This is a genomic window from Paucibacter sp. DJ2R-2 (genome assembly GCF_025717675.1).
Classification (GTDB): domain Bacteria; phylum Pseudomonadota; class Gammaproteobacteria; order Burkholderiales; family Burkholderiaceae_C; genus Paucibacter_A.
Map to the genome: position 1 here is coordinate 1,240,135 of NZ_JAJIRT010000001.1, position 23,357 is coordinate 1,263,491.

Sequence of the window (23,357 nt, forward strand, 5' to 3'; positions counted from 1 at the left end):
CCCAGTGGCAGGAGGAGATGAGATCGTGAGGACCCCCTGGAACGCCGGCGCCACGCTGCTGGCCGGCCTGCTCTTGTGTGCCAGCGCCGCTGTCGAAGCCGCAAATGCGGCGCCGGCCGCCGAAGCCAAAGGCCCCGCCCATGTCTTGCGCATGGCCTTCCCCATCGCCGAGACCAGCCTGGACCCGGCGCGCATCAATGACGAGTATTCGATCGAGATCGTCTCCAACATCTTCGAGTCGCCCCTGGCCTATGACTATCTGGCCCGGCCGGTCAAGCTCAAGCCGCTGACGGCCTCGGCCTTGCCGGAGGTGAGCCCCGATTTCAAGCAGTTCACGGTGCGCATCAAGCCGGGCATCTTCTTTGCGGCCGACCCGGCCTTCAAAGGCCTGAAACCGGGAGAAAAGCGCGAATTGGTCGCGGCCGACTATGCCTATGCGCTGAAGCGCCACTTCGACCCGCAGCTGCGCAGCCCCCATTACGCCAATCTGGAGAACGAGAAGATCCTCGGCCTGGAAGCGCTGCGCCAGCGCGGCCTCAAGAACGGCAAACCTTTCGACTACGACGCTCCGGTCGAGGGCCTGCAGACACCCGACCGCTACACCCTGGTCATCAAGCTGGGCCGTGCCAGCCCGCGCTTCGCCCACCAGCTGACGCAACCGCTGGCCCTGGCGGTGGCACGCGAGGTGGTCGAAGCTTATGGCGACGCGGTCAGCGAACACCCGGTCGGCACCGGACCTTTTGTGCTCAAGGACTGGCGCCGGGCCTCGCGCCTGGTGCTGGAGCGCAACCCGAGCTTCCGCGAGACCTATTTCGACGAGGAGGCGGCGGCCGACGATGCGGCAGCGCAGGCGGTAGCACGGCAGCTCAAGGGCCGACGCCTGCCCCTGGTAGACCGCGTGGAGGTGTCCATCGTCACCGAGAACCAGCCGCGCTGGCTGGCCTTCCTTGGCAATGAGTTCGATTTCGTCATCGTGCCCAATGAATACGCCAATATCGCCGCGCCGCGGGGGCAGCTGGCGCCCAATCTGGCCAAGCGCGGCATGGCCTTGCACCGCAATCTGCTGTCCGATGTGATCTTCAGTTATTTCAATATGGAAGATCCGGTGGTGGGTGGCTACACACCGGACAAAGTGGCCCTGCGCCGCGCCATCGGCCTGGCCTATGACAACGCCGAGGAAGCACGCCAACTGCGCCGGCGCCTGGCGGTTCCGGCCCAAGGCATCGTCACGCCCAACACCTTCGGCTACCAAGCGGATTTCAAGACCGAGATGAGCGAATACAGCCCGGCCAAGGCGCGCGCCCTGCTGGACATGTATGGCTATGTGGACCGCGACGGCGATGGCTGGCGCGACCTTCCCGATGGCAGCCCGCTGCGTCTGCAGTACCACACGCAACCGGACAGCAACTCGCGCGCCTTCAACGAACTCTGGCGCAAGCACATGGCCGCGCTGCAAGTGCGCATCGAATTCAAGTCCGCCAACTGGCCGGACAATATGAAGGCGGCCCGCGCTGGCCGGCTGATGATGTGGATGCTGAGTTGGACCTCCGGCATTCCGGATGCGGATTCCATGTTGAGCACCGGCTTCAGCACGGCCAAGGGTGAAGACAATCTGAGCCGCTTTTCCTTGCCCGAGTATGACCGCTTGGTTCAGCGCATTCAGATGCTGGCCGATGGCCCCGAACGCCTGGCCCTGATCCAGGAAGCCGAGCGCCTGCTGACCGCTTACATGCCCATGAAAGCCCATGTGCACCGCATTCGCCTGCGCGTGGCGCAACCCTGGCTGCAGGGCTATCTGCCCCACCCCTTCATGACCGGCTACTGGCGATTCGTCGACAGCCAGCCGCCCGAGCGCAAGCCTTGAGAGGGGCGCGCCACATGCGGGCCATGGCTCCACTCTTCAGCGCAGCGCGCATGCGCCGGCACGGCCTGAGTGCATGCCTGAGCTCAGGCCTGAGCGCCGCCCTGCTGCTCCTGGCCGGGTTCGGCGTCGGCTCCGCAGCCCAGGCCGCGGACAAGGCACTGCCCGCGCCCAAGGTCTTGCGCTACGCCTTTCGCATCGCCGAGACCGGCTTCGACCCGGCCAAGGTGCAGGACATCTATTCACGCACCATCACCCCGCACATCTTCGAGTCCCTGCTGACCTACGACTATCTGGCGCGGCCGGCCCGGATCAAGCCTTTGACCGCGGTGGCCCTGCCCGAGGTCAGCGCTGATTTCAAGACCTGGACCCTGCGCATCCAACCGGGCATCTATTTTGCCGACGACCCGGCCTTCAAGGGCCAAAGGCGCGAGCTGACCGCGGCCGACTATGTCTACAGCTTCAAGCGCTTCGCCGACCCCGCCACCAACAGCCCGGCCTGGGACTCGCTGGAAGAGAACCACCTGCTCGGGCTCAACGAATACCGCGCCGAGCTGGCCCGCAGCAAGCAGGCCTTTGACTACGAACGCCGGATCGAAGGCCTGCAGGCCCTGGACCGCTACACCTTGCAGATCAAGCTGGGCCGGAGCCGTCCGCGCTTCGACCAGCTGCTGGCCGACGCCAGCCTGTTCGGCGCCGTGGCGCGCGAGGTGGTCGAGGCCTACCCGCAACGTTCCATGGAGCACCCGGTGGGCACGGGGCCCTTCCGCCTGGCCAGCTGGCGGCGCAGTTCCCTGATCGTGCTGGAACGCAACCCCGACTACCGAGAACGCTTCTACGACGCCCAACCGCGCGTCGATGACGCCGAGGGTCAGGCCTTGCTGACCCGGTTCAAGGGTCGCCGGATTCCCATGCTGGACCGGGTGGAGATCTCCATCATCGAAGAGAACCAGCCGCGTTGGCTGTCCTTCCTGAACGGCCAGTTCGACCTGATCGACCGGGTGCCGGAAGACTTCATCAACCAGGCCATGCCCGGCGGCCGGCTGGCACCGGGCTTGGCCAAGCGCGGCATCCAGGGCTACCGCGTGCTGACCTCGGACGTGTTGTTCACCGTCTTCAACACCGAGGACCCGGTGATCGGCGGCAACCAGCCCGAACGCGTGGCCCTGCGCCGCGCCATGGCCTTGGGCACGGACAGCGAACGCGAGATCCGCATCGTGCGGCGCGGCCAGGCCATCGTCGCGCAGTCCATCCTGATGCCGCACACCACCGGCTATGACCCGCAGTTCAAGAGCGAGGGCGGCGACTATGACCCGGCGCGCGCCCGTGCGCTGCTGGACCTCTATGGCTACATCGACCGCGACGGCGACGGTTTCCGCGAGCAGCCCGATGGCAGCCCCCTGCGCCTGGAGAGCCTGAGCACGCCGGAGAGCTTCCAGCGCCAGATCGACCAGATCTGGCAGAAGGCCATGGCCCAGATCGGCCTGCGCATCGAATTCAAGACCGCCAAGTGGCCGGAGAACCTCAAGGCCATGCGGGCCGGCAAGTTCCAGATCTGGTCCTTGGCCAGCTCGGCCGCTGCGCCCGATGGGCAGGACGCCCTGGGCCTGTTCTACAGCCCACGTATCGGCGGCAGCAATTACGCACGTTTCAAGCTGCCGCTGATGGACCAGCTGTATGAGCAGGCCAATGGCTTGCCCGATGGCCCCGAGCGGGCGGCCGTGTTTGCCGAGGCCAAGCGCGTGGCTGCGGCGTACGCACCCTACCGCGCGCGCGGCCACCGCTTGCTGACCGACCTGGCCCAGCCCTGGCTGATCGGCTACCGCCGCCCACCCTTCTGGCTGAACTGGTGGGAGTATGTGGACATTGACACCGAGAAAGCACCGCACTGATGAGGCTGAACACCCTTGCCATGAGATGGGCCCTGAAGCGGGTCGGCGCCGGCGCCTGCCTGGCCTTGAGCCTCGCAGCAGTCGCGAACCCTGTACCGCAAGCGACTCCAGCGGCCCACCCCGCCAAGGTCTTGCGTTACGCCTTCCTGGTGGCCGAGACCGGCTTTGACCCGGCTCAGATCAGCGACACCTACTCGCTGACAGTGACGCCCCATATCTTTGAGGCGCTCTACACCTACGACTTTCTGGCCCGCCCGGTCAAGGTCAAGCCCCTGACCGCGGCCGCCATGCCCGAGGTTTCGGCCGATTTCCGCACCTGGACGATCAAGATCCAGCCCGGCATCTATTTCACCGATCACCCTGCCTTCAAAGGCCAGAAGCGCGAGTTGGTGGCCGCCGATTACGTCTACAGCTTCAAGCGCTTCGCTGACCCGGCGCTGAAGAGCCCCATGTGGAACACGGTGGATGAATGGGGCGTCAGCGGCCTGGCCGCCTTGCGCCAGAGGGCGCTGAGCAGCAAGCAGCCCTTTGAAAGCAAAAAGCCCATCGAAGGCCTGCAGGCGCTCGACCGCTACACCTTGCAGATCAAGCTAGACCAGGCACGCCCGCGCCTGCTCGAGCAATTGGCGCGCAGCGACTTGTTTGGCGCGGTCGCCTGGGAAGTGGCCGAGCAGTACGGCCGCGACACCATGGAGCACCCCATCGGCACAGGCCCCTATCTGCTCAAGGAATGGCGGCGCAGCTCGCGCATGGTGCTGGAGAAGAACCCCGGCTACCGCGAACGTTTCTACGATGCCGAACCCAATGCCGACGATGCCGAGGGCCAGGCCTTGGCTGCCCGCTTCAAGGGCCGGCGCATCCCCATGATCGACCGGGTGGAGATTGCCATCATCGAGGAGAGCCAGCCGCGTTGGCTCTCCTTCCTGAACCGCGAGCATGATTTTCTTGAGCGCCTGCCTGCGGACTTTGTGAACGTCGCCATTCCCCATGGCAAGCTTGCCCCGAACCTGGCCAAGCAAGGCATGAAGCTGAGCCGGGTGCTGGCGGCGGACAGCGCCTTCACCTTCTTTAATATGGAAGACCCCACGGTGGGTGGCTACAGCGCCGAGAAGGTGGCACTGCGGCGTGCTATTTCCCTGTCCATCGATGTCGAAGGCGAGATTCGGCGCGTACGACGCGGCCAAGCCATCGTGGCCCAGTCCATGGTGCTGCCCCACACCAGCGGCTACTCCGAGACTTTCAAGAGCAGCAACGGCGACTACAGCACCGCGCACGCCAATGCCCTGCTGGATCTGTATGGCTATGTCGACCGCGACGGCGATGGTTGGCGCGACATGCCGGACGGCAGCCCGCTGGAGATTGAGGTGGCCAACCAGCCCGACGCCCTCTCGCGCCAGTACGACGAGCTGTGGCAACGCAACCTCAAGGCCGTTCACATCAAGGTGCGCTTCATGCACGGCAAATGGCCAGAACAGCTGAAGATGGCCCGGGCGGGCAAGCTCATGCTCTGGTACCTGGGCACGGTGGCCGCCGCGCCCGACGGCCTGCCGGCGCTGCAGCGCCTGTATGGGCCGCAGACGGGCAACCAGAATCTGGCGCGCTTCAAGAACAGCGAGTTCGACGCCCTCTATGACCGCCTGCAGCTGATGCCTGATGGCCCCGAGCGCGATGCCCTGTTCCTGCAGGCCAAGCGCATTCAGGCGGCCTATATGCCCATGAAGACCCATGTCCATCGCCTGGTCTCCGACATCTCCCAGCCCTGGTTGATCGGCTACCGCCGGCCCCTGTTCCGCTACGACTTTTGGCAGTACCTGGACATCGACACCGCGCTCCTACCCACGAAGCGCTGAGCCCTCAGAAAAGACAGAACGACGATGCAAAGACGTGAGCTGATGGCCGCCGCCGGCCTGCTGGTGGCCAGCCCCTGGTCCCAGGCCCTGCCCGAACGTGCTGCCTCGGTAAAGCGCAAGGTGCTGCGCACCGCCTTCAATTCCGCCGAAGTCGGCTTCGACCCGGCCCAGGTGTCCGACCGCACCTCGGTGGCGGTCAACGCCCATATCTTTGAATCCCCACTGACCTACGACCTGCTGGCGAGGCCGGTGCAGCTGCGGGCGCAGACCGCCGCCAGCCTCCCTGAGGTGTCCGCTGATTTCAAGCGTTTTGTCTTCACCATCCAGCCCGGCATCTTTTTTGCCGATGACCCCGTCTTCAAGGGCCGGCCGCGCGAGCTGGTGGCACAGGACTACGTCTACACGGTCAAACGCTTCTACGACCCGCTGCTCAAGACCGAGCATCTCTACCAGTTCGAGAACGCCAAGATCCTGGGCCTGAGCGAGCTGCGCGAACAGGCCATCCAGCGCAAAACGCCCTTCGACTACGACCGCGAGGTGCCGGGCTTGCGGGCGCTGGACCGCTACCGCTTCGAGGTGCGCCTGGCCGAGCCCGACCCGCGCTTCGTCCACCTGTTCGCCAATGCCGGCTACACCGGCGCCATGGCGCGCGAGGTGGTGGAGGCCTATGCGGCCGATCTGCTGGCCCACCCGGTCGGCACCGGGCCCTTCCGGCTGAAGAGTTGGCGGCGCAGCTCGCAGATCGTGCTGGAGCGCAACCCGGGCTTTCGCGAGCAGGTCTACGAGCCCGGCGAGGTGCCGCCCGATGCCCAGAGCCAGGCCATTGCCCGGCTGCTGAAAGGGCGGCGCCTGCCCATGCTGGACGAGATACAGATCAGCATCATCGTCGAGACGCAACCGCGCTGGCTGGCCTTCAATGGCGGCGAGCTCGACCTGCTGGAGATGCCCACCGAGGTGGCTCCGCTGGCCCTGCCGGGCGGACAGCTGGCACCGAATCTGCGCAAGCGTGGCGTGCAGGTTTTCCGGAGCTATGGTGCCGACATCGGTTTCAGCTTTTTCAATATGGAGGACCCGGTGGTCGGCGGCCTGTCTGCCGAGCGCGTGGCTCTGCGCCGCGCCATCACGCTGGGCTATGACAACGAAGCGGAGATCCGCATCGTCTACAAAGGCCAGGCGGTGCCGGCCCAGTCCATGCTGCCGCCCCTGGTCTACGGCCACGACCCGGCCTTGCTCAGCGAAGTGGGCCGCCACGACATGGCGCGCGCCCGCGCCTTGCTCGACCTCTACGGCTACGACAAGCGCGATGCCGAGGGCTACCGCCTGCAACCCGACGGCAGCCGCTTGACCCTGCGTCGCGCCGGCACGGCCGGCAGCTCACGCCAACGCCTGATCGACGAGCTCTGGAAAAAGCAGATGGACGCGCTGGGCCTGCGCATCGAGTTCGAGTCGGCCACCTTTGGCGAACTGATCAAGAAAGCCCTGGCCAGCCAGCTGATGATTTGGGGCTATGTCTGGGACCTCGGCGCGCCCGATGCAGACTTCCTGCTGGGCATGGGCTACGGCCCCAACGCCGGCCAGAGCAATGACGCCCGCTTCCAGCTACCCGCCTATGACAAGCTCTATGCCCAGCAGCGCCTGCTGGCCGATGGGCCCGAACGCTACGCCATGATGCAGCAGCTGAACCGCCTGCTGCTGAGCTATATGCCTTACCAGCCGCACCTCCACCTGATGCGGGTCGACTTGTGCCAGGCCGGGGTCAAGGGCTTCATCCGTCAGCCGTTCACGAGGGATGCGTGGCGGTTCATGGACATCGCCTGAGTCGTACTCAAGGGAAGCTCACCGGAAGTCGCGGAAGCTCAGTGGCACCGCAGGGGCTTGGCAGCGAAAGCGCTGATCTTCACTTTGCTCTGCGCTCAGGGCTCCCGTTTCTCTGCACACAGCAAGAAAACGTTCGCTTTCAGGCTTGGCAAACTCCGCAATGCGCGCGGCGATGAATCGGGCGCGATCCAAGTCACCCGCGGCGCGAAGCGCATCAGCCCAAGCGACCAAAAGTGCAACATCAATCGCACCATGCGCCGCATACTCGGCAACCCGCACACCCATTGAATCATTCTTCATGTCAAGCGCAGTTGCACGATACCCGACCCAGGAGAATAGCAAGGAGTTGCGCGCGGACTTCAACTGCTCCAGCCATTCCGGAGATCCTCTGTTTTTAGCAAGGGTTTGCAAATCCGCAGTGACTTTGTATTGCAGAGCACCGAATAGTGCTGCGACCACCAAAATACAGCCAGCAAGATAATTCAGAGAACGTACCGGTTGTACTGTGGTTTCTTGCGAGCCAGGTGATTTCAAAACCATGGCAGCCAGAATCGCAACCGGCATTAGAAAATACATTCTCCACAAAGGGTATTCAAAAAGGCTGTGCCAGCCGATCACCAAGAGCATCAGAAACGCTGCCTGCTTGCTGATCGCGGCGGCACCGTGCGATGCCCTGATATTCAGCCGTGCTTTCCAGAGAATTGCACCAAACCCGGCAGTAAAAAATAGGGCAAATGGCACTCCCATTTCCAGCGCCAAATGCAAAATCAGATTGTGGGCATTGTCAAAGTAGTGACTTTGGAGCCCAGTTTTCGGAGTTAGGGTCCACACGAAATTAAATTCGCCCCAACCTACGCCCCACAACCAGTTTTCTTTCACGAGCAAGAGAACATCTCGCCAAAGCTGTGTACGCCCACTGCTAGACCCTAACAATACCTTTTGGGTCAACAGCAATTCTTCTGCCTTGAGATGCGTCCAGATCGAGAATGCAGCCCAAACGGCCAGCAACAGCAGCGAGCTGATCCACAAGCACTTCCGCACGCCGATGTGCAAACTGCGATCCAAGATCGCCCAAACGCCCAGAACCAAACAGGCAAGCAACCCCATTCGTGAGGCGGTCAGAACCAGGGCCGTCAGCAGAACAAGGAGTGCGGGTAACACCAGGCGCAGACTGAGTCTGCCTTTCGCGTGAAGTGCGCTCAGCGAGACCGCCGCCCACAGTTCAAGCAGAGCGGACAGGTTGGGTTGCCTCAGGTTTCCGCTTCCGTATCCGATCTGAAAGCCCTGTGCCACCCACATGTCATCGGCCAACTCTGGCGCGAATACCTGGATCAGAATCACCAAGGCGTTGATCAGACCCGCGCACACAAAAGCCCCAAAAAAGGCATCGGCCCACGCATCCAATGTCTCTGCACGGGCAGCGGCCCGCCAATGCACCAGCGCGAAGCCGAGAATTGCGAACCCGCCAAGCAAACCTTGATCCAAACTCCCGCTCAGCCGATTGGACTGAACAAATGCGAAGCTCCCCAGCAAAACAGCACCGCCCACAAGGCACTGGCTTGCAGTCGCCAATTTCCCTTGCTTGACTGATTCTTTTTCAAGAGCAAGAAAAACAAAGCCCCAAGCCAGAACTACCATCAGCTGCTGAGCAACGCCAATCAGTGGCAGGACTTCCAGGGCGAGAATGACTGGAAAGCAGACAGCGAAAAACAGAGCAATTGGTAACGCTGACATACAGTTTCCTTAACGCCCAAGAAAAAAGGGTCGCAAAAGCGACCCTTTCAACCATCGATTCTTTTTTTACTTCACATAACCGGCGGTCGCGCATGGGCCAGAGTAGGCCCACACAACACCATTGCCGCTCACGCTCGGTGTCAAGGTACATGTTTCCGTGGTCAGAACGCCCTTGTATGCATTCGGAGTTGCCACGATAGCTGCTGTAGTTCCCGTGACAGCAACTTCCTTCAGAGCACCGCTAGTCATACCGCTCGCGAGAGAGATACCCAGTTTGGTCGCAGTGTCACAATCAGCCAAACTCGACGTCGTGTTGTAGCAAATGCCGATTGCCGTTTTTGCAGGTGCCATGCCGGCGATGACTTCGGAGTATGCCGCTTTCTTGATATAGCTCTGATAGGCCGGAATGGCCACAGCCGCCAAGATACCAATGATCGCCACAACGATCATCAGTTCGATCAAAGTGAAACCTTGTTGAACGCGCTTCATGGTGAGTACTCCTGCAAAAAAGTGAACGGGGGGAGGGACACACCCCCTGAATGCAGGGGTCGTGCCAGGGCTGGCCGAGCCTTATCGCGTGAGAAAGCGCACGAATGGCGGCGCCCGTCGGGCTTCGCATGACAATTTTTGTCAGCCACGCCCTCGAACCTGCCGACATAAAGCGCCATGTGACAAATTTTGTCAGCACATCCCATGGTCGCCCCAGGCCAAGGCCCGAAATGCAAAACGGCAGCCAGGGCGGCTGCCGTCGGTCCATCCGGGGCTGGCAGCCTTGAAGCTACCTTTCCCATGCTCTGAATTCAAGCCGGTGATGCGGCACCCAGCTCCATCACCATGCCGGCGGCCAAGGCGCTGATCCGGTGGCTGCTGGCCAGGGCGGCGACCTCGGCCATCACGGCCTGACCCTCGCCTGGCTTGATATGGGTGATCTGCACCTGCACCGAGCCACTCAGCTGAGCCAGTTCGGCCCCCAGGCGGGCGGGGCTCAGATGCCGGCTCAGGTCGGCCAGCTCCTGTTCCTCGTTGCTGAAGGCGGTTTCGATCACCAAGTGGCTGACCTGCAGCTGAGCCAACCGGGCCCAGAGCGCCGGGTTGGGGCCGGTGTCTCCGGTGAAGACCCAATGGCCCTCGGCGCCGGCCACGGCGAAGCCGCAGGCCGGCACGGTGTGGGCGGCGCTGAGCACCTCGATGCGCCGACCGCCCAGGTCCAGCACCTCACCCACCTCGAAGGCGTGCAAGGCCAGCACCGGCTGGGCCGCGCTGGGCAGGCGGGTGAAATCAGGCCAGATCACTCCGTTGAAGATGTGCCGGCGCAGCGCCTCCAGGGTGGCTGGCAAGCCATGGACCTGAATCGGCGGCCGGCCCGCCTCGGCGCGCATGCGCAGCACCGAATCGGCCAACAGCGGGATCGACAGCACATGATCAAGATGGGAATGACTGACCAGGATGTGGTCGATGCGCGCCAAGTCCTCCAGCGGCAGATCGGCCACGCCCGTGCCGGCGTCGATCAGCACATCGTCGTCGAGCAGGAAGGCGGTGGTCTTGTAGCCGGCCGCAATGGCGCCGGAACAGCCGAGGACGCGAATTTTCATGAGAGGCATCAGATGGAGCGGTATGGCTGTCGCGGCGCCGCTCTGAACCGGGCCGTGTGACAAGGCCCTCCAATGTACTGAGCCCCAGCGCCGAAACAAGGGAGCATTACCGGCTTTGTCGGCACAAAGGCGCAGACAGGGGCTGCGAATCAGACCGGCGTGATTTGCAGCACATCGGCCTCGCCGCCAGCGCGCTTGGCATACTCCCGCCTCCAAGAGAGAGAAAAAGAAAAGTGTGCGCCCATGGCCAAGAAACCCGCTCCACCCACCCCGATGCAATTCACCACCCTGTCGGGCAAGACGGGGCTCAGCCGTGAACAGCTGCTGGAGCTCGTGGCGCAGGCCAAGACGAAGCAAGCCCTTGCGCCGGAGGACGGTGGGCCCGGTGCGAAGGCCGCGGGCGGCGAGCCGAACATCAGCCGGGCCGACGAGCAGACCGTGCTGGACGCCCTGCTGCTGAGCGGCGGCGGGCGCGGCGCGGCCGGCTTGCTGCAATGGCTGCAGGCGGTAGACGCCAGCCGCCAACCTTCCGGCCGGCCCTTCGGTGCCAGCCACGTCAACGAGGCTCTTCAGTCGCTGCGCCGCCAAGGCCTGGTGGAGCTGGTGCCCGGCCTGGGCCATGCCGCCGACCTGAACACCCACCGGGAACGCCTGGAAACCCTGCTGCTGGATAAGGACGCACGCAAGAGCTACTGGAAGCGCCTGGCCTGGGTCTACGGCGGTGGCTATGGCGAGGTGACGCGCAAGATCAACTGGATCAGCTTTCGCAACGAGGCCGAGAAGCTGCAGATGCTGCGCCTTTTCATCCATTCAGGCCTCACCCAGTCCGATTTCCACACCCATATGGACGCGGAACTGGCCGAGCTGCGCGACCCCGTGCTTTTGCTCAGCGCCATCACCGAGCCCTGGTCGCCCGCCTTGCTGGAGGCCATGGCCCCCGACCTGCGCAGCGAGCTGCTGAGCTTGTGCATCGACCTGCTTCATGTCGGCGACAGCCGGGCCCAGCGCATCAAGCAATGGTTGCAGCAAGGCTTCGCGACAGCGCCGGCGCAAATCACCCCGGCCTTGCGCGCGCGCCTGGCCGAAGCGCGCCTGCTGGCGCTTGATTTCAGCGGCATGCGCCAGCTGCTGAGCGGCCTCGCCGGCCCCAGCCTGCCGCAGTACGAGGCGGCGGCGCTGGCCGCGCAAGGCCAGTGGCAGGCCGCCATCGCCCAGTTCGACACGGCCATCAAGGACATCCGCAAAATCTCCGGCGCGCGCCGTGCGCCGCTGAGCACGGACCTGACCCGCATCTATGTGCTTTGCCACCTGGCTCAGGACGATGCGCTGGCCTGGGCCGCCGCGCGCAAGTTCTGCATCGGCGAGTCGGGCTCCCGCAAGCCCTCGCCGCAAGAGCTCTGGGGCCGCTGGGCCCATGTCATCGGCAGCCGCCTAGGCGAAGACAGCCTGGACCCCGAAGCCCTGGCCCATCTGCCCGGCCTGGAGTCGCGCGAGCACAGCCTGGGCCATGCGGCCGACCGCCTGCTGCTGGCCGCCTGGCTGAACAAGCCCGCGCCGGGCTGGAACGGCTCGGCCGTGCAAGGCCTGCTGGAGCGCCTGCAGGCCAGCGGCCAGACCTGGCTGGCCGCCGCCGTGGCCCAGTCCGCCGAGCGTCTGGAGCTGGGCGCGTTCAAGGTCGATCTGGGCGGCATGAGCGCGCCGGCCAGTTTCTTGAGCGCACCGCGCGAGCCCTGGCGCGATGCCCTGGCCGCCATCGCCACCTTGGGCGATGAGAAGAAGAGCAGTGCCAGCAGTGAGGGGCCCGAGCTGGCCTGGGCCCTGAGCCTGGACAAGGAAGGCCGGGTGCAGGATGTCGAGCCCTTCGAGCGCAGCCTCAGCGCGCGGGGCGTGCTCAAGCTGAAAGAGGTCAGCCTGGGCAAGCTGAAGAAGAACGGCGCCGCCCATGCGCGCGACAACGCCGTGCTGCGCCATATCGAGCGCAGCCTTTACGGCGGGGCCAACAGCTGGCAGCTCGATGTCGCGCAAGCCGCCATCGCCCTGATCGGCCACCCGGCCCTGATGTTCGCCGACGCACCGGGCCAGTGGGTCGAGCTGGTCGAGGCCCAGCCCGAGCTGGAAGTGCGCCGGCGGCCGAGCGCGGACGGCGGCGGCGAGCAGTTCGAGTTCCACATCCACCCGCCCCTGATCGCCAGCGAGCCGCCACGCCTGTTTGGCTGGCTGGGCAACAGCCACGACACCGAGAGCGCCAAGCGCGACGCCTTGCGCGTGCTGCGCGACGGCCCTCAGAACGCCCGCCTGATCCGCATCAGCAATGCCCAGCGCCGCGTTGCCGAGCTGGTGTCCCAGGGTTGGTCGGTGCCGGTCACGGCGAATGCCGAGTTAGGCGCCGCACTGCAGGTGCTGAGCGCCCATTTCCAGCTGCACAGCGATGCCGCCGCCGGCCAGCTGGTGGCCGGCGACAGCCGCCTGCACGCCCGCCTGCTGCCCTTGGGCGAGGGCCTGCAACTGCAGCTCGTGGCCCAGCCTTTTGGTAACTTCGGGCCGGCCGTCACGCCGGGCCAGGGCCGGGCGCGTTTGATGTGCATGCATGAAGGCGTGAGCCTGGCCACGGAGCGCGATCTGCTGGCCGAGCGCACGGCCCGGGCCGCCGTGCTTGAGGCCCTGCCTTTCCTGGACCCCGAACTGGCGCCTGAGTCACCCTGGCAGCTGATCGACGCCGAGGAGGCGCTGCGCGCGGTCGAGGTGCTGCCGGGTCTGCCCGGCATCGCCGCACTCGACTGGCCCAAGGGCAAGCCGCTGCGCGTGACTCCGCTGGCCAGCACGTCCATGACGGTGGGAGTCAGCAGCGGTCGCGACTGGCTGGGCCTGAGCGGCGAGGCGCAGCTGGATGAATCACGTGTACTCGGCCTGCAGGAGCTGATGAAGCTGGCGCGCGAGTCGCGCAGCCGCTTTGTGCGCCTGGGCGAGGGCGAGTACCTGGCCCTGAGCGAACAGCTGCGCCAGCAGCTGCGCGACCTCGATGCCCTGGCCCAGGCCAAGAAAGACCAGCTGCAGCTGCCGCAGGCGGCTGCCTCCTGGCTGGAAGAAACGCTCGATGGCATGAGCGTCGCCGGCGATTCACCCTGGCAGGCACGCATGGACGCCCTCGGCCACGCCGCACGCAGCGAACCGGCCCTGCCCAAGGGCTTGCGCGCCGAGCTGCGCGGCTACCAGCTGCAGGGCTTCCAGTGGATGAGCCGCCTGGCCGCGGCCGGCCTGGGCGCCTGCCTGGCCGATGACATGGGCCTGGGCAAGACGGTGCAGACCCTGGCCCTGCTGCTGCAGCGCGCCGAGCTGGGCCCGGCCCTGGTGCTGGCGCCGACTTCCGTCTGCGGCAACTGGCTGGCCGAGACGGCGCAGTTCGCGCCGGGGCTGCGCTGCAGCATCTACGGTGAAGACGCCGACCGCGCCGGCCTGATCGCCGCCGCCGGCCCCGGTGACGTGGTGGTGATCAGTTATGCCCTGGCCCAGATCGACGCCGAAAGCCTGGCCGAGAAAGCCTGGGCCACCCTGGTGATGGACGAGGCGCAGGCGCTCAAGAACGCGGCCACCAAGCGGGCGAAATCGGTGGCCGAGTTCCAGGCCGGCTTCCGCCTGGCGCTTTCGGGCACACCGGTGGAGAACCGCCTGGCCGACCTCTGGTCCATCATGAACCTGATCAACCCCGGCTTGCTGGGCAGCGCCAGCCAGTTCAACGAGCGCTTTGCCGGGCCGATCGAGAAGCAGCAGGACAACGCCGCCCGCCAGCGCCTGCGCCGCCTGGTCTCGCCCTTCCTCTTGCGGCGGACCAAGCAGCAGGTCTTGCAAGACCTGCCGCCGCGCACCGAGATCGTCCATCTGGTGCAGCCCAGCAGCGAGGAGAAAGCATTCCTGGAGGCGCTGCGCCGCAATGCCCAGGACGCCGTGTCCAGCGCCGCCAAGGCCGGCCAGCCGGCACCGATGCAGGTGCTGGCCGAGCTGATGCGCTTGCGCCGCGCCGCCTGCGACCCGCGCCTGGTTGCGCCTGAGCTGGGTCTGGTGGGCGCCAAGTTGGGCGAGTTCGAACGCATCGTGCGCGAGCTGGTCGAGGGCTCGCACAAAGCTCTGGTGTTCAGCCAGTTCACCGACTACCTTGCCCTGCTGGCCGAGCGTCTGCAGGCCATGGGCGTGCCCTTCCAGTACTTGGACGGCAGCACGCCGGCGGCCGAGCGGACCAAGCGCGTGGCCGCCTTCCAGCGCGGTGAGGGCGAGGTCTTCCTGATCAGCCTCAAGGCCGGCGGCTTCGGCCTCAACCTGACCATGGCCGACTATGTGCTGATCGTCGACCCCTGGTGGAACCCGGCCGCCGAGGACCAGGCCACCGGCCGCGCCCACCGCATGGGCCAGCAGCGCCCGGTGACCGTCTACCGCCTGGTGACCGCTGGCTCGGTCGAGGAGCGCATCATCGACCTGCACCGCGACAAGCGCGGCCTGGCCGATGGGATTCTGGAAGGGCAAGAAGAGGCGACGGTGCTCGACGCGCAGGCGCTGGCGGCGCTGCTGCGCGGCTGAACGAGGCCTCGCCGGCCCGCTTCAATCGCTGCGCAGCAGCTTTTCCTCGGCCAGGGCCAGGGCCTCGGGCACGCCCGAGAGCACCAGGGTGTCGCCGCCCTCCAGCAGCATCTGCTCATCGGCCGCCACCACGGCGCCGTTGGCGCGCCGCACCGAAACCACCGACACGCCGGTGGCATGCAGGGCGAGCAAGCCCAGGGCGGTGTGCATGTAAGGGCTGGCCACGGGCAGGGTGACAGAGCGCAGGCGCGCATGCTGGCGCTCCTCGCCGGTGTCATCGTCGGCGCCGTGGAAGTAGCCGCGCAACAAGCCATAACGCGCATCGCGCGCGTCACGGGTCAGGCGGATCACGCGGCGCATGGGCACGCCGACCAGGGCCAGGGCATGGCTGGCCAGCATCAGCGAGCCTTCGATGGCCTCGGGCACCACCTCGGTGGCGCCGGCGGCGCGCAAGCGCTCCAGGTCGCTGTCGTCGATGGTGCGCACCACCACCGGAACCTGCGGCGCGTGGGAGTGCACCAGATGCAGAATCTTGAGCGCCGAGGCCGTGTCCGGGTAACTGACCACCACGGCGCTGGCGCGCGCCAGGCCGGCCGCCATCAGGCTTTGCAGGCGGGCGGCGTCACCGAAGACCACACTCTGGCCGGCCGCGGCCGCCTGGCGCACGCGGTCGGGGTCCAGATCCAGGGCCATATAGGGGATGTTCTCGCCGTCCAGCAGGCGGGCCAGGTTCTGGCCGCTGCGGCCGTAGCCGCAGATGATCACATGGGCTTGCGCCTTGATCGACTTCTTGGCGATGGTGGTCAGCTGCAGGGACTGCATCATCCAGTCGCTGCTGGACAGCTTCATGACGATGCGGTTGCTGTACATGATCAAGAAGGGCGTGGCCAGCATCGACAGCACCATGCTGGCCAGCACCGCGCTGACCCATTGCGGCGCAATCAGCTGATGCTGGGCGCCGAGGGTCAGCAGCACAAAGCCGAACTCGCCGGCCTGCGCCAGGTAGAGGCCGGTGCGCAAGGCCACGCCGGCCGGCGCCTGGAACAGGCGCGCCAAGCCGGCGATCAGCACGAATTTGGCCAGCACCGGCAAGACGCTCAGCGCAATCACCAGCGGCCATTGCTGGGCCAGGGTGCTCCAGTCCAGCTTCATGCCAATGGTGATGAAGAACAGGCCCAGCAGCACATCATGGAAGGGCCGGATATCGGTCTCCACCTGGTGCTTGTATTCGGTCTCGGCGATCAACATGCCGGCAACAAATGCACCCAGGGCCAGGGACAGGCCGGCATGCTCGGTCAACCAGGCCAGGCCCAGGGTCACCAGCAGCAGATTGAGCATGAAGAGCTCGTCGCTCTTTCGCCGTGCCACCAGGGTCAGCCACCAACGCATCACCTTCTGGCCGCCGACCAGCAGAATGGTCAGCAAGACGCCGGCCTTGAGCGTGGCCCAGGCCAAGGATTGGGCCATGGCCGGGCCGTCGCTGTTCAGGGCCGGAATCAGCACCAGAAGGGGCACCACAGCCAGATCCTGGAACAGCAACACGCCCACAACGCGGCGGCCATGCTCGCTTTCCAGCTCCAAGCGCTCGCTCATCATCTTGACGACGATGGCGGTGCTGCTCATGGCCATGGCCGCACCGAGCACCAGGGAGCCTTGCCAGTTCAGATCCCAGGGCAGGCCCAGCATCTCCAGCCCGGACTTGATCAGGAAATGCCCGGCGATGGTCGAAACGATGGTGATCAGCACCTGCAGCAGGCCCAGGCCAAAGACCAGATTGCGCATGCTGCGCAGCTTGGGCAGGTTGAACTCCAGGCCGATCACGAACATCAAAAAGACCACGCCGAACTCGGCCAGGTAGCGAATGCCCCCCGTGTCGCCGGCCAGCGCCAGCGCATTGGGGCCGATCAGCACACCCACGGCCAGATAGCCCAGCATGGGCGGCAAGCGCAGGAAGCGGCAGGCCACCACCCCGGCCACCGCGGCAAACAGGTAAATCAGGGCCAAGTCGAGCGAGGTGATCATGGGCCGATGTTAGCGGGCGTGGGCCGCCGCCGATCTGTGGAAACAAGCAGCTATGCTCGTCGCTCACCATGGCAACCGCAGCACGACTCCGCTTCGCGTCCCTGAGCTTGCCCCTGCTCGTTGGGCTGAGCCTGTGCGCGCCGGCCCAGGCCGACCCGGGCTATTACCTGGTGCGCCCCTACGCTGCGGCCGGCAAGACCTCGCTGGACCTGCGCTACTGGACCGTGCAGGCACCCGGTGAGCCAGCCGTGCTCTGGCCCGAGCTGGGCCTGCGCCACGGTTTCAACGAACGCTGGACCAGCGAACTCCTGCTCAGCTGGATCGGCCCGAGCTGGCAGGCACAGAAGCTCAGCTCGCTCAACTGGATGAATCAGTGGCTGCTCACCGGGGCCGACAGCAACTTCGACCTGGCCCTGCACAGCCAGCTGATCCACAACCGCGGTCGTCACAGCGGCACGGCGCTGGAGATCGGCCCGAGCTGGCAAGGCGACTGGGGCTTGCACCGGCTCAACTTCAATCTGCTGCTCGAGCACGACTGGACACGCCGTGACGGCAGCCAGCTCAAGCTGCAATGGCAATGGTCCCGTCCCGTGCAACCGGGCCTGCGCCTGGGCCTGCAAGGCTTTGGCGAACTGGGGCGCTGGAACCATTGGCTGCCCGCCGACCAGCAATCGCACCGCGCCGGGCCGGTGCTGCACTGGGTGCCCGAGGGACAGCGCAGCCTGAGCCTCAACCTCGCCTACCTTTGGGGCCGCACCTACGGCCAACGCGGCGATATGTTCAGCGCCCAGCTGCTGCTGGATTTCTAAAGCCCCGGCTCAAAAAGCCATCAGGCGCAGCGCGCTCTCGAAGCGGCGCTGCTGGCCGCTGATGGGGTCCTGAAAGCTCAGGCTCTGCGCCAGCAGCTGCAAGGGCTGCCGGTAGTCGGGCGCATCGGCCGGCTCGGGCGGCAGCAGCTGCGGGTAGATGCGGTCGCCCAGCAAGGGCAGGCCGAGCGCGTTCATGTGTGCCCGCAGCTGGTGTTTCTGGCCGGTGCTCGGGCTCAAGCGATAGCGCGCCAAGGGCAGGCTCGGGTGGCGCTGCAACAGCTCGATCTGGGTCTCGGCATTGGGCTCGCCCGGCACTTCTTGCATCTGCATGAAGGCCTCGCTGCGCTCCATCAAGCGGCTGCGCCGGGTCAGCGGCAGGCTCAGGCCCAGGGGCTCCGGCAAGCCGGCCACGGCCTCGTAGACCTTGGCCACGGCGCGCTCGCGAAACAAGGCCTGGTAAGCACCGCGCGTGGCCGGCTGCAGGTTGAAGACGACCAGACCAGCGGTTTCGCGGTCGATGCGGTGGATGGGGCTCAGCTCTGCCAGGCCGGTGGCCAGGCGCAGACGGGTCAGCAGGGTCTCGCGGACATAGCGGCCGCTGGGCAGCACAGGCAGGAAATGCGGCTTGTCGGCCACCAGCAGCAGCTCGTCCTGAAACAAGATGCGGGCCTCGAAAGGCACACGCGGCTCCTGCGCCAGACTGCGCCAGTAATAGACCCGGCTGCCGGCGCGGTAAGGCGCATGCAGGGGCAAGACCTGACCCCGCTCATCGAGCACCTCGCCCTGCTGCAAGCGCTGCTGCCAGACCTCGGGCGCCACGCCGGGCATGCGCTCGACCAGGTAGTCGAGCAGGCCGGGCCAGTCTCCCGGCGGGCAGGCCAGCACGCTGGCGGCCACGCCATCGCGCAAAGGCAGAGCGAGTTTGGGCGGCCGACTCATGGTGCCAGGCGTGCGGCGGCAGGCTCAGTCGATCTGCGGGCCGCCGCGCGCGCGCTCGTCCAGATAGCGCTTGAGGCGCTGTCGCTCCGAGTCATCCTGCGAGGCGCCGCGCCAGGCCTGGATCCAGGCCTCGCGCTGTGGGTCGGCCGCCAGCTTGCGCGCGGCCTGGTCGATGGCCTCGATCTGCTTGCGCCCTTCCGGCGTGCGGCTGCAGGCATAGGTGGCCAGGGGGGTGCTGACGCCTTCCAGCAAGGGCAGCTTGAGCAGCTCGCCCGGCGCCACGGCAACGCTCTTCAGGTACTCGTCCACGGCACTGGCGTAATCCAGGGTGTAGTCCATGCGCTGAGCCAACAGCATGGCCAGCAGATGGGACTGACGGCCGGTCACCACCGTCTTGGGCGCCCGCGGCCCGGCGCCCTGCAAGGCGGCATCGGCCTTGGGGCCATATGAGCGGTCACGTGGCAGCAGGCCGACCAGCTCGCTCTGCAGCAGCTCTCCCAGCGCCACCTGGCGGCCGAACTTCTCGAAGCGCGGGGCCAGCTCGCGCCGCGTCACCACGACCAGCTGGCGCGAGATCAGGGGCGGATGCACATGGGTGAAGTAGAGCCAGCTCTGCCGCTCCGGCGTGTTGACATGCAAGGGCGAGCACAGGGTTTGGCCCTGGCGCACCAGGGCCTCGAAACGCGGAAAGCCGGCATCGAGAAACTCATGGCGGTATTGGGGCAAATGCTGGATCAGCAAGCGCAGATAGCCATCGATCTCGCCATTGCCCAGATCGGAGGCGCGTTGGGGCGGCCGGCCGGCCGGATAGGTGAGGTGGGGCGGCACATCGCGCACCATCCAGCGGATCACGCCAGGCTCGGGGCCCTGGTCGGCCGCGGGCGAGGAGGCCTGGGCGAGCACGGCCATGGGCAGCAGGCCCAACAGCGCCACCCCACTCAACCATCCCCAAGCACGCCAGCCGGCCCTGAGCCGCACGCCTGGCCTCACTCGCTATCGACCCACTCAATGCGAGCGCCCAGGGTGCAGATGTTCTCGACGAACTGCGGGTGGGCACGGCGGATTGGTGTGGCGTTGCGGATCACCGACTTGCCCGGGATGCTGGCCGCCACCATCAGCAGGGCGATGGCCACACGAATGATGTAAGGGCTCTCGACTTCGGCCGCGTGCAAGGGCTTGCCGCCGAAGGTGACCATGCGGTGCGGGTCGGACAGGAAGGCGTGGGCGCCGAACTTGCTCAGCTCCGAAGTCCAGCCCATGGCGCCGTCGTAGATCTTGTTCCAGAACATCACGCTGCCCTCGGCCTTGACGCCCAGGGCCACGAAGATGGGCAGCAGGTCGACCGGCAGGTAGGGCCAGGGCGCCGCCTCGACCTTCTGCAGGATGTTGCGGGTGAACGGTTCCTTGACCTTGAGCGGCCCATTCGTGACCGAACGCGACCAGCCGTTCTCATGAATGATCTGCACGCCGAACTTGGCAAAGGTACGGTCGATCAGCGGGAACTGCTCGGGCGTGGAGTTCTTCACCTCGACCCGGCCGCCGGTGATGGCGCCCAGGGCCAGGAAGGTGACGATCTCGTGGAAGTCTTCGGCGAAGGTGAATTCACCGCCGCCTAAGCGCTCGACGCCGTGGATGGTCAGGCGCGAGGTGCCCAGGCCTTCGATCTGCGCGCCCAAAAGCTTCAGAAAGGCGCAGAACTCCTGCACATGGGGCTCGGAGGCGGCGTTCATCAGCGTCGAACGGCCGCTGGCCAGGGCGGCGCAGAGCACGAAGTTCTCGGTCGTGGTGACCGAGGCGTAGTCGGTCCAGTGGTCATTGGCCTGCAGGCGCGCGGGCACGGCCAGCACCAGGCCGTCGGGCTGGCGCTCGACGCTGGCGCCGAAGCGTTGGAAGACCTCGACATGGGGGTCGATCTCGCGCACGCCCAGGGTGCAGCCGGTCACATCGTCCTCGATGCGGGCCGAGCAGAAGCGCGCCAGCAGGCCGGGCACCAGCATGATGGAGCTGCGCATCTCTTCGGGCAGGCGGTCGCGGGCGGCGTCGAAGTGGGTGTCGCGGTGGTGCAGGTTCAGCACCCGGCTCTTGGCATCCATCTCGACCGAGCTGCCCAGGCTGCGGAAGACATCGAGGATCTTCTTCACATCCGTGATGTCGGGCACCCCGTGCAGGCGCACCGGCTCGCGCGTCAGCAGGGTCGCGCAGAGGATGGGCAGGACGGCATTCTTGTTGGCCGAGGGGACGATGCGGCCGGCAAGAGGCGTGCCGCCGTGGACGATGAGATTGGACATGGACGAAGAAAGGATCGCAGGGGCACCGAAGCGGCGTGCCCGATTATCGTTGGCCTTGCAAAAGACCCCGGTCGGGCTCAGCGCACCGGGATCAAGGGCTGGGCGCCCGGGCTCATCAACACGGTGTTGCCGGCCTTGCCGGCGATGGCAATCGCGGTGTCGCGGTGGATCTCGGCCAGCTTGATCTCTTTCAGGGCCGGAGTCAGCGATTCGCTGACGATGCGGTTGGCGCGCGCCTCGCCCTCGGCCTGCACGATCAGGCGTTCGGCTTCGGCCTTGGCCAGCTCGATCTCCTTGCGCTTCTTCTCGATCGCCTGGTCGGTTTCGGCGCGCTGGCGGATCGCCGACTCGATGGCCGGGTCGGTCAGCAGATTGCGCACATTGACGGCGGTGACGACAAAGGCGCCCTTGTCATTGGCGTCCAGCTCCTGCTGCAGGCCGGCCCGCACTAGCTCGGCCAGCTCAGTGCGCTTGGTGTGCATGGTGGTGGCGTCCAACTGGGCGATCGCCTTGTAGACCGCCTCGCGGGCCTCGCGCGAGACCCGGCTGAAGGCAATCACCAGGTCCTTGGTGCCGCCCTTGACGATGTCGCCATGCTGGACCACATCGCCCTGGTACTTCACATACAGGCCCGGCACGGCGCCGGGCGTGGTCTTGAAGTAGATGTCCAGGTCCACGTCCTTCATGGTCAGGTTGTCGCGGCTCTTGGGCGTCATGTCATTGAGCGAGAAGCTGACTTCCTTGGTCGTGAACTCGTCCACCGACTTGAACAGCGTGAAGTAGACGCCGGGCGGCAGTGACTCGGCACCGACCTTGCCTAGGGTGCGCTCGACGCCGACATTGCCGGTATCGATCTGGCTGCAGGCGCTCAGCAGGGCGCACAGGCCCAGCAGGGCCAGGGTGGCGGGGCTTCGTTTCATATCGGGGCCTTCAGAGCAGGTGGATGGGCGGGAAGAAATAGGCCAGCAGCAAGAGCCCCAGCAAGAGCGCAAGCAGCAAGGCCAGGCGCCAGGCATGGCGCCCCAGCAGGCGGCCCAGCTCGGCGCGGCGCCGCTCGCCCAGCAGCTGCCAGGCCAGGTAGAGCAGCAGACTCAGCAGCAGGACGGCAAGAAACTGGCGCATGGCAGTAAGGGCTCCGCTTCAGCTGCTGGGATCAAGGCGACGGGCCCGCGCCAAGCGCCAAGCTTCCTTGGGGTCGTCGCCATAGACCTGCTCGGCCGTGGTGGCGGTTTCCTGCAGCCGGGTGTCCAGGGCCATGCGTTTATCGAAGACAAAGCACTCGCCCTGCCAGTCGGCCGCCGCATCGGGCATCTGCTCGAAATAGCTGACGATGCCGCCGTCGAGCTGGTAGACATCGAGGCCCTGGCTCTGCATCCAGGCACTGGTCTTCTCGCAGCGGATGCCGCCGGTGCAATACATGGCGATGCGCTTGCCCTCGGCCTTCCAGGCCTCGGCATGGGCGGCCACATAGGCCGGGAAATCGCGGAAATGCGCGACCTCGGGATCGACCGCATTCTTGAAACGGCCCAGCCGGTATTCAAAGCTGTTGCGGTTGTCCAGCACCAGCACATCGGGCTCGCTGATCAGCTCACGCCAGCGCTGCGGCGAGACATGGGTGTCGGGCAGATCGGGGGCCGGCAGGCCGCTGACACCGGGCACGCCGAAGGCGACGATCTCCGGCTTGCAATGGACCTTGATCAGGGTGAAGGGCCGGGTCGCGCAAGCGCTGTGCTTGAACACCAGGCCTTGGAAGGCGCCGCCAAAGGCGGGGTCTTCGTGCAGCGCACGCTCGAAGGCGGCCAGCGCCGTGGCCGGCGCGGCGATGGCGCCGCTGATGCCTTCGCCGGCCACCAGGATGTTGCCGCCGATGCCGGTCTCAGGTGTGCTCAGCTCGCGCAGCCGGGCTGCCACCGCCTCGGGTTCGGCCAGGGCGACGAAACGGTAGAAGGAGGAATGGACATGGGGCTCGCTCATCACGCTCAT

At 66.0% G+C, this 23,357-nt stretch carries 16 protein-coding genes; 6 read left to right on the forward strand and 10 right to left on the reverse strand.

All coding sequences use genetic code 11. From position 1 onward, the window contains the following. Positions 1–25: 25 nt before the first annotated feature. Genes LNV28_RS05370 through LNV28_RS05385 form a run of 4 tightly spaced genes read left to right on the forward strand, consistent with a single transcriptional unit; the run spans position 26 to position 7,421 of the window. Positions 26–1,864 (forward strand): ABC transporter substrate-binding protein, encoded by a 1,839-nt coding sequence (locus tag LNV28_RS05370; protein ID WP_263516127.1) that lies wholly within the window; start codon positions 26–28, stop codon positions 1,862–1,864. A 23-nt stretch (positions 1,865–1,887) separates the two neighbouring features. Next, a complete protein-coding gene (locus LNV28_RS05375; RefSeq protein ID WP_263516126.1) occupies positions 1,888–3,753 on the forward strand; it encodes an ABC transporter substrate-binding protein in 1,866 nt (621 codons plus the stop codon). A 20-nt stretch (positions 3,754–3,773) separates the two neighbouring features. Then, a complete protein-coding gene (locus LNV28_RS05380) occupies positions 3,774–5,603 on the forward strand; it encodes an ABC transporter substrate-binding protein (protein ID WP_263516125.1) in 1,830 nt (609 codons plus the stop codon). Between the two features lie 24 nt (positions 5,604–5,627). Then, a complete protein-coding gene (locus tag LNV28_RS05385) occupies positions 5,628–7,421 on the forward strand; it encodes an ABC transporter substrate-binding protein (RefSeq protein ID WP_263516124.1) in 1,794 nt (597 codons plus the stop codon). 18 nt (positions 7,422–7,439) lie between these two features. Here the strand turns inward: LNV28_RS05385 and LNV28_RS05390 are convergent, their stop codons facing one another. The 3 genes from LNV28_RS05390 to LNV28_RS05400 form a co-directional block, all read right to left on the reverse strand. Then, a complete protein-coding gene (locus LNV28_RS05390; protein WP_263516123.1) occupies positions 7,440–9,155 on the reverse strand; it encodes a PglL family O-oligosaccharyltransferase in 1,716 nt (571 codons plus the stop codon). A 66-nt stretch (positions 9,156–9,221) separates the two neighbouring features. Next, positions 9,222–9,644 (reverse strand): pilin, encoded by a 423-nt coding sequence (locus tag LNV28_RS05395; RefSeq protein ID WP_263516122.1) that lies wholly within the window; start codon positions 9,642–9,644, stop codon positions 9,222–9,224. A gap of 311 nt (positions 9,645–9,955) precedes the next feature. Further along, positions 9,956–10,747: an MBL fold metallo-hydrolase gene (locus LNV28_RS05400; protein ID WP_263516121.1), complete on the reverse strand. Its 792-nt coding sequence runs from the start codon at positions 10,745–10,747 to the stop codon at positions 9,956–9,958. Positions 10,748–11,020: 273 nt separating this feature from the next. Between LNV28_RS05400 and LNV28_RS05405 the strand changes: the two genes are divergently transcribed. Beyond that, positions 11,021–15,316 carry a DEAD/DEAH box helicase gene (locus LNV28_RS05405; RefSeq protein WP_263516120.1) on the forward strand — a complete coding sequence of 1,432 codons (4,296 nt, stop codon included), beginning with the start codon at positions 11,021–11,023 and terminating at the stop codon, positions 15,314–15,316. Positions 15,317–15,337: 21 nt separating this feature from the next. Here LNV28_RS05405 and LNV28_RS05410 read toward each other — a convergent pair whose 3' ends face one another. Continuing rightward, positions 15,338–17,338 (reverse strand): monovalent cation:proton antiporter family protein, encoded by a 2,001-nt coding sequence (locus LNV28_RS05410; RefSeq protein WP_263516119.1) that lies wholly within the window; start codon positions 17,336–17,338, stop codon positions 15,338–15,340. Positions 17,339–17,445: 107 nt separating this feature from the next. Between LNV28_RS05410 and LNV28_RS05415 the strand changes: the two genes are divergently transcribed. Then, positions 17,446–18,147, forward strand: coding sequence for a hypothetical protein (locus LNV28_RS05415; protein WP_263516118.1), 702 nt, complete (start codon positions 17,446–17,448; stop codon positions 18,145–18,147). Between the two features lie 9 nt (positions 18,148–18,156). Here LNV28_RS05415 and LNV28_RS05420 read toward each other — a convergent pair whose 3' ends face one another. The 6 genes from LNV28_RS05420 to trhO form a co-directional block, all read right to left on the reverse strand. Further along, on the reverse strand, positions 18,157–19,086 hold the full coding sequence (locus LNV28_RS05420) for a pseudouridine synthase (protein WP_263516117.1): 930 nt from the start codon (positions 19,084–19,086) through the stop codon (positions 18,157–18,159). Positions 19,087–19,110: 24 nt separating this feature from the next. After that, entirely contained in the window at positions 19,111–19,995 is an 885-nt protein-coding gene (locus LNV28_RS05425; RefSeq protein ID WP_263568743.1) for a hypothetical protein, read from the reverse strand. A 77-nt stretch (positions 19,996–20,072) separates the two neighbouring features. After that, positions 20,073–21,374, reverse strand: coding sequence for a UDP-N-acetylglucosamine 1-carboxyvinyltransferase (locus LNV28_RS05430; protein WP_263516115.1), 1,302 nt, complete (start codon positions 21,372–21,374; stop codon positions 20,073–20,075). Between the two features lie 77 nt (positions 21,375–21,451). Further along, the gene (locus tag LNV28_RS05435) at positions 21,452–22,294 is read right to left on the reverse strand and encodes an SPFH domain-containing protein (protein WP_263516114.1); all 843 of its coding nucleotides are present in this window, start codon (positions 22,292–22,294) and stop codon (positions 21,452–21,454) included. Positions 22,295–22,304: 10 nt separating this feature from the next. Further along, on the reverse strand, positions 22,305–22,496 hold the full coding sequence (locus tag LNV28_RS05440; protein WP_263516113.1) for a hypothetical protein: 192 nt from the start codon (positions 22,494–22,496) through the stop codon (positions 22,305–22,307). A gap of 18 nt (positions 22,497–22,514) precedes the next feature. After that, a complete protein-coding gene (gene trhO, locus LNV28_RS05445) occupies positions 22,515–23,357 on the reverse strand; it encodes an oxygen-dependent tRNA uridine(34) hydroxylase TrhO (RefSeq protein ID WP_263516112.1) in 843 nt (280 codons plus the stop codon).